We start from the raw sequence: 13446 nt of genomic DNA on the forward strand, positions 1-13446 counted from the left end.
CTGAAGTTCCTCTATAAATATTTGAAAAAATAAAATCCAAAAAGAAATAACTCTTATTTTATACAGTCTGGTTTTATACAGAAATATAATTATTTATATTATATAAAAATAGAGGTTTATATTACCATAGTTTATATTGCCCATTAAGGATTTGAACAAAAAGATCTGAAAGCTAGTGTATAAATATCGAACATGCTTTTCTATTGGAAAAACTTCTTAAAATTAGATCAAAGTTTATTCATTATTTTTCCCAGCTTTTCCAGAAACATCAGGTACTGCTACTCACCTGTGAACTACCCCTAAGTTAAAGACTTCGGGGTTTTACACTTCTACCTATAAACACCACAAATTCTTCGTTTCTTCATCTTCTCACTTTTCTCAGGAAACATGATATGTGATTTTACAAAGGGCATACAGATAAAGCGTTTGAATAATTAGGACGACTCTAATAAAATATGTTGCTGGACAAACTTGTTTAATATAGGAGCATCCCAAAATATTTAGAATTGACGTAATTAGATTTCCAGAAAGATGTTTATATTTTTAAATAAAGATGTTTATTATACTGCTTTTTGTTCAGGAGGGGTGAAATATGACTGATTTCAAGAAAGATTCAGGAAAAGAAGAGATTTCTGATAAAAGTATCTCTATCAAAACTAAAGATAAAAATCCAGAGAAAGAAATGGAAAAGGGAACAGAAAAAGAAATAAAAATAAAACCGAAAAACCACAAAGCTCTGCTTGAAAGGTATGAGCAGCGGCTGAAAGATTTGGATCCGGAGCTTATCATCCCTGAAGATGAGATTGCCCTAAAGGAAGCCTTTATGCATGCAAAGGAGGTTTTTGAGCCCGAAGAACTGGTAAGCTGGTTTACAGTTAAAGCCGATCCTTTTTACAGATCCGTATCCTGGAAAGTGCTTCTTCCCCTCTATGAAGAACTGCTTGGTATTGTGGAAAAAAAGCCTGGCCCCGAAAGTCCGGAAAACGCAGCTGTGCTGAATGGGCTTGGAGGAATCTACCGCTATATGGGGAATTACGAAGAAGCCCTCAGGCTTTTTTTAAAGGCTTTAAAAATTCGTGAAAACCTTCCAGACCAGCCCAGGCCCGAGACTGGAAATACACTCAGCGAGCTTGGAATTCTTTATACTCTTATGGACCGGCGCGAAGAAGCTCTTTCATACTATACCAGGTCGCTGGAGATCCATAAAAAGTTCCTGAGCCCGAAAAATCTCGGTGCTGTCAGAACCCTGAACAGAATGGCTTTTTTCTATAAGGGGCTGGAAAAAACAGAGAAGGCTGAGGAATGCTTCAGGCGGGCTCTCGAACTTCTTGAAAAGCTTCCGGAACAGGAGCCGGACAAACGTGTGGTTATGGGATACAGAGCCGGAACCTTAAATAACCTGGGTGTCCTGCTCTCGGAAATGGGCAAACTTGACGAAGCTGAGGACAGATATGGACAGGCTTTAGAGCTTCAGGAAAAAGTGTACGGTCCTGAACACCCACAGGTGGCCCAGACCCTGAACAACCTTGCCCTGCTTTATTTCCAGACCATTAGGTATGAAAAAGCCATGATCCTCTATACAAGGTCCCTGGAAATTATGGAAAAATTCGGAAAAACCGAGCATACTGGCTTTGCTACTACCCTGAACAACCTGGCAGGCGTATATGTCCAGAAAGGCCGCAATGAAAAAGCCCTGGAACTCTACACAAGAGCGCTCGAAATCCGAGAGCGTGTCCTTGGTCCTGAGGACCCTGATGTTGCCAAGACCTTGAATAACATGGGCGAACTCTACAGGATCCTTGGCCAGCACAAAAAAGCCCTTCCTCTCTACACCCGCGCCCTCAAAATCTACGAAACGACTCTCGGCCCGACACATCCCGATGTAGGCACAACCCTGAACAACCTGGCAGGCCTCCACGAAAGCATGGGCGAATACGAAACCGCAATCAACCTCTACGAAAAAGCCCTTGATATAATCGAAAAAGAATACGGGCCCGATCACCCATATTTCAAAATCACACGAAATAATTTAATTGGCCTTTATGAGAAAATGGAGCGAAGCTGGCGGAGATGAATTTTATACAAGGAAACATGAGATCCTCAGCGATAGTAGAGATCGTCGGCAGTCAAGAAGGAACGAGATCTATATTCACAAATTTGTAAATGAAATAAATTATCTTTTCAAAAACTATTCGCTGTGCTAGCACGGTAACAGGCTCGGTATTTCAAAAGTTGACGTTTGAGTAGAAACTTAACTAGTCAGTGTTTCAGTACTTCCCCGTCATCTTTGCAATCGCCCTGTGTATCCCATGTATACTGAACCCGTTTCCGAGGTACATCATTGGGCAATGTTCGGTCATGCATTCGAGACTTTCTGCCTTGCAGGTATCCACAGCTTTTTCGGTTTCTGTTCTCCAGTGGAGCCAGATTTTAGTTATGCCTTTCTCCTTCAGGGCAGGGATAAAGTCACCAGGGTCGGTTATTGTGACGCCGAGGACGGCACGGTCGATGCCGGCTGGAAGTTCGGAGACTTTTCTTAAAGAGCCGGATTCCGGCTTGTCGGAAAGGTCGATGACATAGACATCTTTGCCCCGGTTTTTAAGTTCGGATATGGTCCACTTCATTGCAGGTTTTGTATGGTCAGTGACGAATGCATAGGTTTTTGCGTTCCAGAAGTTTTCCCTTTCGGATGTCGTTGGTTCCATCTTGAGTTCCCCGATTAGATTCTAAATTAAGTATATCTTCTGGCTCATATAAAAACCACAATGTAGTTTTCAGCCAGCTTCTGGCCAGCACAGAAAGAATTTCTGAGATGTGGAGTTTCTGAGATGTGGAGTTTCTGAGATGTGGAGTTTCTGAGATGTTAGGCCGGATAACATCTGAGTAGCATAAAGAAGTACAAAAAGACTAAAAATATAAAAAGGGCAGCAGATCCGGATAGGATTCTGCTTATTTTTGCTTGTTTATCTGCTTGTTTATCCCGCTTACTGTCCCTGAAGCTTCTGTCCTGCCGCCTGAAGCGCTCCACCGAGTGCCTTTGCAAGTTCACAGTTCTGGGAACACTTTGAAGGACAGTTACAGTACTTTGGGGCGTTTTCTGCCATCCATTGCCCCAGAAAACCGAAGGCTTTGAGCTGATCTTCATTTGCGGTCTGTACGAAGTTGTTTATATCCTGTAATTCCATGATTTATCACCGAGATCAGAAATGTTGTATATATTTATATACTTGAGCGTCATAATTATGTACACATATTCTGATTGTATAGAAAAATGACCTGAAATTAACAAACTTTAATAATCCCTTAAATTATCAGCTTTAGTAAGTACGGTCAATAAACCCTTCAGTTTCAGTCTTAATAACCATTCATGGTGCCTTCAATTACCGGCATTCTTAGCAATGTTAATTGCTGGCCTTGATTATAACAAGCTTTAACTAAAAGAATTTTTATTTTTTATAATTCAGTTTTTAAAAAGGTTCCGAGGCAACTAAAAAATGGAGATAGCTAACAAAAATTCCGAGATTTATTACCGGGAGGAACTTCACTCTATTAAGGAAGAAGTAACATCCCTGCGGAATGAGTTCTCACGGTTTTTACAGAGAGCAAACCAGCAACATATTGAAGAAATGGTTGAGGAAATGAGAAAAAGCTTCATGAGGCCCATGGTAGATTATCTCTGTGAGGACGCAAGTGATAGGATGCATACCCGTATGACAGCGGACTGCGGGATGCGGGATTTTTGTGAAAAGGCTTTTCGTGAGCTCTTGCATGAAACCGCAGGGCTTGTTGGAAGAGGCAGGATCGAAGCTGAAACCATAAAGCTGTACCGGGACAGGCTGGAAGAATTAAAAAAAGAATCTAAAAACTCAAATTGCAGCAAGTGTTTTTCGGAAGCTACGAATCTTTTTGAAAAGCAGGTCAAACTTATGCACTCGCTCCAGATTTATGAGGAAAAGGACGAAGAGGATAAAAAAATCGACATCAGCGAAATTGAGCCTGAAAAGCTGGTCACTGAGGTCTGCGAGCCGATAGCAAACCGACAGCGTCTCCTTATGCTCAAAGCGCTTTCAGGGGAAAGCAAAACGTTTTCCGAACTTTCCAAACTTACAGGCCTGCGAGGCGGAAATCTGCTTTTTCACCTTCAGAAACTCCTTGAAACAGGAATGATTTTACAGCGAAATGAACGGGGAGACTATATCATTACCAGGAAAGGTTACTCCACCCTGCAAGGGCTTTCCAGAATCTATTCTGAAATTGAGAATGAATAACAACAAAAGCAGTATTAGTGAAAAAGCAATTGCGGGAAATATGTAACCAATGAAAAAGTGATAGCAGGGAAAAATCAATAAGAAAATGGTATAAAGACAATAATAATCAGTAAAATTATAAAAAGCCAGTAAATTGGCTTAAATCAAACAAATTATTCCAGCCATCATTTTAGCCGTTAGTCACTTTAGCCGTCATTTCCTATTGCGTTAACCGGGCAGGATTCTAATGCTTCTTCACAAAGTTCTCTTTCTTCGTCGTCTTCAGGCTGCTTATATACATAGGCGTTGGATTCGTCGTCATTCATCTTGAAGTTTTCAGGTGCAGTATCCACACAGAGATTACAGGCTATACAGTTGTAGTCACAATAATAAGGTCCTGGAATATTTTCAACAACTTTATCTGAACTATCGGCTATACTTCACTCCCCCATTGTGTTTATTTCACAATAAGAGTAATTAAGAGGATTTTTATATATAATTTAACGTTCGAAAACGACTTTTTCAGTGAGTTAAGTTCCTCGATAGGCTACGCAGTCCTGTACATTTTAATGTATCTAGAAAAAAGCTGGTAGGAAAAAAGCTGGTAGGAAAAAAGCTGGTTTGGTAACTAGTTGGTTTAGTAACCATTCATGTAGCTTTTTTAATAATTTCACTACTGGGACATACTTTTCAAAACCGAAGAATAGCCTTTGTTGAGGTTCTGGGAAATTTATTTAATTCTATCCATCTTTTAATTAAATGGAATGTATAAAATTGCTCTAGATCCATACCATGAGGGAGAGGGTACCATCGTTACGAAAGAAGAAGTTATCGAAGTTCTAAAGACCTGCTATGATCCTGAAATTCCGATAAACATTATTGACCTTGGGCTTGTTTATGGGGTAGAAGTAGAAGGGGATAGGGTCCATATCAAAATGACTCTAACTATGCCTGGCTGTCCTATGGGAGAGCTTATTATAGAGAATGTGAAGCGAAAGGTTGAAGCAATAGATGGGGTAAAAGAAGCAAAAATCGAGCTTGTTTGGGACCCACCGTGGACTCCTGAAAGGATTTCAGAAGAAGCGATGAAGCGGATTATGGAATAATCAAGGAATAATTAAGGAACAATTAAGGAATAATCAAGGAATAATCAAGGAATAATCAAGGAATAATCAAGGAATAATCAAGGAATAATCAAGGAATAATCAAGGAATAAAAATATTGTACCAGAAGTATGGGGGGAAATAAATATGGGAAATCAGGGTCTTACAGACCTGCCAATGAAAGTCAAACTGCCTGAGCCAGAAGCTACAGATAGAAGTCATATCGAAGACCTCATTGCAAAGCGGAGGTCTGTAAGAAGATATAAGGACAAGGAACTCTCCAAGTCCGATATTTCTCGCTTGCTCTGGGCTGCTCAGGGTGTAAGTTCTGAGGACGGTTTAAGGACCGCGCCCTCTGCAGGTGCTCTTTACCCTCTTGAAATTCATGTAGTTATCGGAGAAGATGGCGAGCTTGAACCTGGGGTTTACAGGTACATTCCTGAAGGCCATACACTTGTCCGGGAAATTGCAGGTGATATGAGAGAGAAACTTTCAAAAGTTGCTCTCTCCCAACCCATGATCAGAAACGCTCCCGTTTCATTTGTAATCTCCGCGGTTTATCCGAGGATAACAAGCAAATACGGCAGTCGAGGCCTTCGTTATGCCCATATGGAAGCGGGGCACACTGCACAGAACGTATGTCTCATGGGAGTGGAGCTTGGAATAGGAACCTGTACAGTAGGAGCTTTTGAGGACGAAGGAGTAAAAAACGTGCTTAAATTGCCGGCAAACGAAGAACCTCTATATATTCTGCCTCTGGGTTATATTTGAATCCTTTTACAGCACTACATTTTCTATATTTCTCTAAGAAAGCCTCTTATGGTACCAATATTCTTTCAAACAGCCCAAGATTCAAAATTGAAAATCCGAAAGAAATGAAGGAACTTGAGAGAAGACGGAATTTAAAAAAATGAACCAATAAAGAGGTTAATAAAGGAATTAAGAAACATTAGAGGTTCCTTTTAATCTCAGAGCTCATCTCGGCGTTTTCTCGGATTAGCTTGCCTTCTGAATACCGATATATCGCAAGTTCGCCTGTGGAAAATTTGACTTCCTTGATATCCTCGTCGGAAATCTCTTCTATATATTTGACCAGAGCTCTCAGACTGCCCTGGTGGGCACAGATCAGCACGTTTTTTCCTGCCTTTACGGCAGGCAGGATTTTCTCTTTGAAATAAGGTACTGCACGTTCATACACGACTTTGAGACTTTCTCCTTCAGGTGGGCCTGGCTGAAAGTTCCACCTCCAGGAGGCAAGTTTTTCGGCTCCGTATTTTTCTTCCATTTTCTGTTTTTTCCTGCCCTGAAGCTTACCGTAGTAGCGCTCGTTTAAATAAGGTGTGAAATAAATCGGGATAAGTTTTTTACCGAGCTTTTCAGGATACGAGTACCAGTCCGTTTTCCCTGGATTTCCTTTCTTCCCTGTACTTTCATGGACAACAACCCCTGTTTTCTTCTGCCCGGACAATATTAAGAAAAGTGTTTCCTGCGTCCGCACAAGGTTTGAGGCAAAAGCAAGGTCCAGTTCGAACTTTTCAAGCTCTGCTGCACACTGAAGAGCCTCTTCGATTCCTTTCCTGCTGAGAGAAATATCCACCCAGCCGGCAAGCCTTTCTTCTGGCTTTAATCCAGGTTCTCCATGCCTGACAAGTATAAGATGACCCATAAATGATGCTCCATATAATCAATTTCTATGGCTAGTAGCTCAGTAAGTATGGCTAGAAGCCTAAGTATGACTAGAAGCCTAAGTATGGCTAGAAGCCAGTAAGTATAGTCAGAAACCAGTAAACACTATGTTATTACTTCTGCTAGAAGCCAGTAAGTATAGTCAGAAACCAGTAAACACTATGGTTTATTACTTCTTCGGTGCAGGCCTGAATTCAAGCCGGGTATTGTAGAGAAGGTGCCATAGATCACATTTCTTTTCCATTCTTTCTGCGTCAATCACAGCTCTCTGCCCCTCTATCTCGAACTTGATACTCTGCTTTCCAAAGGTGACTTTTCCAAGCCTGCTTTCCATCCTGCTGTAATCAAGGGCATCAGCAAGCCGGACAAGGGCAGCCACTTTAAGAGTAAGATCCTGAAGGTCCTCAGGCATTTTCCCGAAGCCTTTTCCTTTAAGTTTCTCAACTTTCTCTTTTCCCACGCTCTTTTTATGCAGGAAAGCAGTCCAGGCAACAACAGGCCTGAGCCTTTCAGGCACCTCTAAAGGAGAGTGAAGGAGTAAAATATTCCTTCCTGCTTTGTGATGGTTCTTAAAATCCGTAGCTACACCTGTATCATGAACAAGTGCAGCTATTTCCACAAGGCTTTTTATCTTAGGGTGCAATCCATGGATAAAATTAAGGATATCAAAAAGCTCAAGCGCATTCCTGGCCACATTTTCTGCGTGGCTGCGTTCAATTCCATAAATATGGAAAAGGTCCTCCAGAGGCAAAGGCTCGGGAACTACTCTTTCCACGGACTGAACAGCTTCTGAAGATCCGTTATCTGAACTCACATTGGACTCCTTTCTTATTATTTGTCTTTCAGTGATATTATAATTATACTGACTTATACTTATTTTCTACCTATTTTCACTATATAAACAAAAGTCTCGATAATTTGAAAGCGAGATTAATTGTTCAGAAATCAGACTTTTGGCTTAGCTCGGTATTTTGATTACAATTCAGCCTTCTTGACCCTCAACCGTTACGATGTTGATCTCGTCGTTGCTAATATTTTCGGTCAAGCCTTTTTTGAAAAGGGTTGTGCCACAACCGTTGCGCCGGTTGATCATGCCGACAAGGTTGTTGCTGGAGTTTTCGGCCAAGCCTTTTAAAAAAAGGCTTGCGGGTAAGACATTTTTTCAAAAGGCTTGCGGGTAAGACATTTTTTCAAAAGGCTTGCGGGTAAGACATTTTTTCAAAAGGCTTGCGGGTAAGACATTTTTTCAAAAGGCTTGCGGGTAAGACATTTTTTCAAAAGGCTTGCGGGTAAGACATTTTTTCAAAAGGCTTGAAACTTCTTACTTCAGGTCAGAAATTCTTTTTTTTACGATCTTTTGTTAAGGATGCCTTCTTTTTCTCTACCCGCTCAAGAAGAGCTTTTCCAAGGTTCGAATACTCCTTTTTCACAGGTTTTTCTTTTTTCACGGTTTTTTGGGCGAAAATAGCCTCTTCTTCTTTGTTGTCAAAAAAACCTGAAAATTGGTCAAAAAGTAAAATCGAGGTTTCAAGTAGCTTTTTCTGTCCTGAAAGGTCACCAGGAGATAGTTTCCCTGCGCGTGTAAGAAGCCCTGCAAACTGTTCGAAGATATCGAGAAGTTTCTGGCTTTCAGCCTTCTCCCTGACTTCATCTGTCATTTTTGAGAGGTATCGCTCATTTTCAAGTTTCGCTATACCGGGTCTGTCGCTGAAAAGAATGAATAACAGAGACTGATAAAATGGATGATAGAATTCTGGAATATGGAAGCCAATAGAGGCTTCGGATGCTTCCTTAAAATAATTGACGGCTTCTTTTAGCCCGAAAATGTAAGTAGCTTCATTTTCCGCCCTTAGCGCCCTCCAGAGAGAAGCTCTTCCAAGCGAGCGGAAAGCATACCTTCGGACATAAACGTACGGATTGTCAGTAAGCGCCTTCAGGTCTCTCCAGGCCTGGGTTTTATCCGGCACATAGAAAAAAGCAGGTCCAAGGGCCCGTGTTGCCGCCCTTTGCACAAAACTGTCGCTATGATCGGAAAAACTTAACAGGTCCTTCCAGGCTTTTTCCTTATCTGGTACCTCTATATAGCCTGAAGATAGAGCAAGAATTGCTCCTTTCCGGACTTCACGGTCTTCAACTGACGCAAGCCTTACAAGTTCGTTCCAGGCTGCCTGCTTATCTTCACAATAGGTAAAAGCAGAAGAAAGGAGTTCTGCGGCTCTCCTCCTGAGATGAGCTTCCTGGCTCTCAGTAAGCTTTACAAGGTCGAAAAAAACTGTTGACTTTTCCTCAACCACTGGAAATACCTCCGAAAGCAGGTCTGCAGCATCCTTTCTGGTGCCTGTTTCCTCCTCCCCAGTCAGGTTAAGAAGTTCGTTCCAGATATCCTGCGTTTTGCCTGTATATCGGGAATAGGCTGTAAGCAGGGATTCTATTGCGCCTCTTCGCCTCTGAGGATCCGGATCAGAAATCAGACTAATAAGCTTATTCACAGCCTCTTCTTTATCTGAAAAACTAGAGCCTGACCCGATAAAATCCGTCATATCTTTTCTTCGTATGTACTCCCTGTTATCAACTTCAAATCCTGAATTATCAGACATAGATTTTTTAAAAAGGTTAGAGACAGGCGTTCTGTGTTCTTTTTCTTTAAACTGGAGACTACCAGTTTTTTCATTCTCTCCAGTTTCTTCTTTTTCCCCTGACTCCTTTTTTCCGAATTTACTTTCTTTTTTGGGTTTGCTATCTCCTCCTGATTCATACTCCTCCCAGGGTTTTTCTAGCTTCCCAAAATTATTTTTCCACGTTCTATCCTGCTCTCCATAGTTACGTTTTTTTATTTCTTCCCACTCCCTTTCACTTACCTCAGGTATATTACATAATTCGGGATAAGCAGAGGCAAGCGTACTCACGACCTTTCGGAGTGCAGGACTATCCTTTGTTTCAGCCAGGCACACCAGCTCGGAATATGCTTCTCTTTTGCAGGAAATGTGTGAAAAAATCTTTGTGAGAATGTTAACCGCTGTACTCTGCACGACTTCGTCCTCATCTTCTGAGAGTTCGAGGAGTTCCTCCCATAGTGAGGCTTTGTTATCCAGGCCTGAAAATAAGGATACAAGCGCATCAGAGGCCATGTTCCTGATATAATCATCTCTGACTTTTGCCAGGCTCAGGAAATCAGTCCAGATCTTTTTTTTGTCCGGCATCTCAGGAAAGATAAAAACCAGGGCATCGATAGCCTGCTTTTGAATATACTCATTCTCGTTTTCTATAAGCCTGAGAATGTCATTCCAAGCCTTTTTCTTATCCGGGATATGAGAAAAAACCGGGGGTAGAGTCAGAAGAGCTTCCTTTTGAACTTCAGGTTTTCCTGATACTGCAAGTTCCAGCAGAGTCTCAAGAGTTTCGTCCTTCATCTCGTCTGGCATCTGCGTGTAAATAACTCCAAGAGTCCGAGTAGCCTGCTCCCTGATCTTTTCATCCGCAGATTCACTAGCCAGTTCCAGCACTTTATTCCAGGCTTCTTCTTTTTTCCCATCTGCCAGTTCCGGAAAAACCAGGCTCAAAAGCAAAGTCGACTTCTCTCGCACATAAGAATATTCTGAGGTTCCCATTTCAAGCAGATCTTTCCAGACCTGCGCCTTATCAGAGACTTCCTTTATTAAATAATAAAGCGAGCTGACAATTTCCCTGCTAGCATCTTCCATGCTTGATCTGGAGTTTATCAGCCCGGCAAGGTCTCCCCATGCTTTATTTTTGTCCGGCATAAGAAAAAAAACGCTGACCAGAGCATTGGCTGCAGCCGTCATTACAGACTCTACCGGATAAGCTGTCAGATTCAAAAGCCTATCCCATGCAAGCTTTCTATCCGGTACATTAGGAAAAACCGTTACAAGGGAATTGATTGCTTCTTCCCTGACTGCATCCTCTCCGTCAGAGCAAAGCCTTAACAAATCTTCAAAAGCCTGTTTTCTGTCAGGCAAAGCCTCAAAAAAAGTTCCCAGCTGCTTTGCAGCCTCTATTCTATCATCCGATACCTGACTGAAAACCTTATTATGTATCTCTGGCCGCTCACTCAAGAATGTCCACCAACTTTGCTATAATGCCGTCCGATCTAAATATTCTTTATTTACAATATCCCATTCTGGCAGGTTTCCTCATATAAGTATTGATTTTGGATTTTAGCTGGAAGTAATAATTATTAAAGTAGAAACGATAATTAACCACGGCCTTTCAGAGAATTAGTTACAACCATTATTTAACGCACATGTGCCTAAAAATTGCTTTTCTTCAAGTGCGAGGTAACCAATCCATGGTAACCAATTCATGATGAGACGTGTCCTGCTGCCATAATAGTTCGGCTGTTGAACTCATGCCTTATTTAACCAGATTCGTAAGACCATTAATTGGCTTTATGGCAGTGTCATTTTTGTTATTTCAATAAGTTCCATTACATTACACTACTTATTAACTGAAGCTTCTTTATTAACTGAAGTTTCGTTATTCTACTTATTTGCTTATTTAATAAAGTTTCATTATTACACTTCTCTTACACTTTCTAACCTTTCAAAAAGCTTAAATACCTCTGAGTAGCAGATAGGTTCTCAATTAAAGATATATTGCATTATATTATTGTTTATTTATGCTATTACAAATTAATTCTTTTAGTCCAAAATTGTTTAACTATGGACCTGTATCATGCTGAATTATAGTACTTATATAATTGTTAATTATAGTATCCGATGAGGATATACAAATAGAAGGCTGAAATAATGCGGCAACAGGACGTAATAATTAAACAGCTGGCACAAAAAATAGTAGATTTTATCGAACCTGTTATTCCTTATCTGGTTATTGGGTCTAAAAAAGCGGCAGAAGAAGCCTGCAAAAAAGTGGGGTCTGGAGTTTGGGAGACTAAAAGAAAACTCTGGGAAAAACTGTGTTCAACAGAATGTATTGAATTAAAAGAAGCCGCCGGAGATATGATTGTTGCACCCTCAGATACGGATGTAAGGCAAGTTTTTATTCAGGAGATATTTAAATTGCTTGAAAAAAACCCTGATTTAGTTAAAGAAGTTTCGTCTTTTATGGATTATAAAACAGTACAGAAGCTAATGACCGAAGGTAGTTCGGCCATGATTATAAAACAAATCTCAAAACAAGGTTCAAAACAAACTTTGAGTGATAGAATCAGAGTACTTGACGAATTTAACAGGCTGCTTGAAGCCTTCGTAACAAGAAAGGGTATTTCTCAGGGTCCGGAGCGATACGGAATGCAAAATACCGAAAAACCTGTTACTGGTCTGAAAGTCGTAGGCGAAAAGAGTCCCAGTGACTTACGAATCGAGCAAATTGCAGAGATTAGACATATAACAAAAACTAGTTCTGCAAAAGCTGGCGCTGAAAAAACCGATAATGAGATTCAAGATAAGGTTCAAAAGGCAAAGGCTCTTTTAATGCTAATCTCACGTCTGGAAAAGTCGGAAAAAAGAGATATCATGGGAGAGGCCCTTGATTTTGCTTCCCAGATTCAATATGGAGATTTAAGGTCACAGGCCCTTTCCCTGTCTGTCCTGTATATGGACGAGCCAAAAAAAGCCGAATCTATTGAAAAAGCCCTTGAATCTGCCTCTCACATTCAGGATGAGAACGAAAGAGCCCTTGTCCTTTCCTCGCTTCTCCCTCACCTGAGAGGATCAGGCAAAGAAGAGCTTATTGAAAATATCTTTTGCTTCTCACACCATCTTCAATATGGAGACACAAAATTCCAGATACTTTCCTCGCTTGTACCGCATCTTTACGGGTTAAAAAATGAAGCTATTATTGAAAGGGCCCTTGAACTCATAGAGGTAATTTTCTCTGACTATCAAAAGGTACAGGCTCTCTCATCTCTTATTCCATATCTAAATGAGCAGAAAAAAGAAGAAGTGCTGGAACAAGTTCTTCAATTAGCTTTTGGCCTTAAAGATAAGGACATGAGGCCTGAAGCTCTCTCGTATGTTCTCCCACACCTGGACGAACCTAGAAAAGAAGAGATTCTTAAAAAAGCCCTTAATCTGGCTTCCGGGATTAAATCCGAGTCCCAAAAATCTGAAGCTTTATCCTCACTTTCTCCATATCTTGATGAGACGGAAAATGAGTAAATTCTGGCTATGTAGAAGTTATGGCTATGTAGAAATTCTGGCTATGTAGAAGTTATGGCTATGTAGGATACTTGAATTAAATCAGCTGCATGAGGCTGAAATAATTATAAATCTTCAGCCCACTCAGCTTAATTAATCCACTTTTATTATAATCCACTTTTTAATTTCCTGGGGTTTTTACATCTCAGAAAATTTCTACAACGATGTCTGTCGACGTTATATTAATGTTCATCCTTAATTGTGAACTCTGTTTTCCACTGCCTACCTGGATTA

Annotated in this window: 12 protein-coding genes; 5 read left to right on the forward strand and 7 right to left on the reverse strand. The window is 40.8% G+C overall.

Annotation, left to right across the window (positions count from 1 at the left end; genetic code table 11):
* The first annotated feature begins 592 nt into the window (after positions 1-592).
* On the forward strand, positions 593-2074 hold the full coding sequence (locus MSBRW_RS09390; RefSeq protein WP_011307903.1) for a tetratricopeptide repeat protein: 1482 nt from the start codon (positions 593-595) through the stop codon (positions 2072-2074).
* Between the two features lie 193 nt (positions 2075-2267).
* Here the strand turns inward: MSBRW_RS09390 and MSBRW_RS09395 are convergent, their stop codons facing one another.
* Positions 2268-2705, reverse strand: coding sequence for a hypothetical protein (locus MSBRW_RS09395; RefSeq protein WP_011307902.1), 438 nt, complete (start codon positions 2703-2705; stop codon positions 2268-2270).
* A 279-nt stretch (positions 2706-2984) separates the two neighbouring features.
* Entirely contained in the window at positions 2985-3185 is a 201-nt protein-coding gene (locus tag MSBRW_RS09400) for a hypothetical protein (RefSeq protein ID WP_011307901.1), read from the reverse strand.
* 309 nt (positions 3186-3494) lie between these two features.
* Between MSBRW_RS09400 and MSBRW_RS09405 the strand changes: the two genes are divergently transcribed.
* Positions 3495-4268 carry a winged helix-turn-helix domain-containing protein gene (locus MSBRW_RS09405; RefSeq protein ID WP_011307900.1) on the forward strand — a complete coding sequence of 258 codons (774 nt, stop codon included), beginning with the start codon at positions 3495-3497 and terminating at the stop codon, positions 4266-4268.
* A 185-nt stretch (positions 4269-4453) separates the two neighbouring features.
* Here the strand turns inward: MSBRW_RS09405 and MSBRW_RS09410 are convergent, their stop codons facing one another.
* Positions 4454-4684, reverse strand: coding sequence for a ferredoxin (locus MSBRW_RS09410; protein WP_048102947.1), 231 nt, complete (start codon positions 4682-4684; stop codon positions 4454-4456).
* Positions 4685-5011: 327 nt separating this feature from the next.
* Here MSBRW_RS09410 and MSBRW_RS09415 point away from each other — a divergent pair, with 327 nt between their 5' ends.
* Entirely contained in the window at positions 5012-5353 is a 342-nt protein-coding gene (locus MSBRW_RS09415; protein WP_011307898.1) for a metal-sulfur cluster assembly factor, read from the forward strand.
* 144 nt (positions 5354-5497) lie between these two features.
* Positions 5498-6121, forward strand: a complete 624-nt coding sequence (locus MSBRW_RS21075) for a SagB/ThcOx family dehydrogenase (RefSeq protein ID WP_011307897.1) — start codon at positions 5498-5500, stop codon at positions 6119-6121.
* 178 nt (positions 6122-6299) lie between these two features.
* On the opposite strand, the gene MSBRW_RS09425 is transcribed toward MSBRW_RS21075, so the two are convergent.
* The 4 genes from MSBRW_RS09425 to MSBRW_RS09440 form a co-directional block, all read right to left on the reverse strand.
* A complete protein-coding gene (locus MSBRW_RS09425) occupies positions 6300-7016 on the reverse strand; it encodes a histidine phosphatase family protein (protein ID WP_011307896.1) in 717 nt (238 codons plus the stop codon).
* A 189-nt stretch (positions 7017-7205) separates the two neighbouring features.
* Entirely contained in the window at positions 7206-7850 is a 645-nt protein-coding gene (locus tag MSBRW_RS09430) for an HD domain-containing protein (protein WP_011307895.1), read from the reverse strand.
* 168 nt (positions 7851-8018) lie between these two features.
* The gene (locus MSBRW_RS22105) at positions 8019-8162 is read right to left on the reverse strand and encodes a hypothetical protein (RefSeq protein WP_155398183.1); all 144 of its coding nucleotides are present in this window, start codon (positions 8160-8162) and stop codon (positions 8019-8021) included.
* Between the two features lie 205 nt (positions 8163-8367).
* Entirely contained in the window at positions 8368-11109 is a 2742-nt protein-coding gene (locus MSBRW_RS09440) for a HEAT repeat domain-containing protein (protein WP_011307894.1), read from the reverse strand.
* A gap of 693 nt (positions 11110-11802) precedes the next feature.
* Here MSBRW_RS09440 and MSBRW_RS09445 point away from each other — a divergent pair.
* Positions 11803-13173, forward strand: a complete 1371-nt coding sequence (locus MSBRW_RS09445; protein WP_011307893.1) for a hypothetical protein — start codon at positions 11803-11805, stop codon at positions 13171-13173.
* Positions 13174-13446: the final 273 nt, after the last annotated feature.

This window comes from Methanosarcina barkeri str. Wiesmoor, assembly GCF_000969985.1.
Taxonomy (GTDB): Archaea; Halobacteriota; Methanosarcinia; order Methanosarcinales; family Methanosarcinaceae; genus Methanosarcina; species Methanosarcina barkeri_B.

What these genes read in the sequence shown, in the direction of transcription:
- MSBRW_RS09390 (WP_011307903.1), top strand. Translation starts at nt 593, where the DNA reads ATGACTGATTTCAAGAAAGATTCAGGAAAAGAAGAGATTTCTGATAAA.
- MSBRW_RS09395 (WP_011307902.1), bottom strand. Translation starts at nt 2,705, where the DNA reads ATGGAACCAACGACATCCGAAAGGGAAAACTTCTGGAACGCAAAAACC.
- MSBRW_RS09400 (WP_011307901.1), bottom strand. Translation starts at nt 3,185, where the DNA reads ATGGAATTACAGGATATAAACAACTTCGTACAGACCGCAAATGAAGAT.
- MSBRW_RS09405 (WP_011307900.1), top strand. Translation starts at nt 3,495, where the DNA reads ATGGAGATAGCTAACAAAAATTCCGAGATTTATTACCGGGAGGAACTT.
- MSBRW_RS09415 (WP_011307898.1), top strand. Translation starts at nt 5,012, where the DNA reads ATGTATAAAATTGCTCTAGATCCATACCATGAGGGAGAGGGTACCATC.
- MSBRW_RS21075 (WP_011307897.1), top strand. Translation starts at nt 5,498, where the DNA reads ATGGGAAATCAGGGTCTTACAGACCTGCCAATGAAAGTCAAACTGCCT.
- MSBRW_RS09425 (WP_011307896.1), bottom strand. Translation starts at nt 7,016, where the DNA reads ATGGGTCATCTTATACTTGTCAGGCATGGAGAACCTGGATTAAAGCCA.
- MSBRW_RS09445 (WP_011307893.1), top strand. Translation starts at nt 11,803, where the DNA reads ATGCGGCAACAGGACGTAATAATTAAACAGCTGGCACAAAAAATAGTA.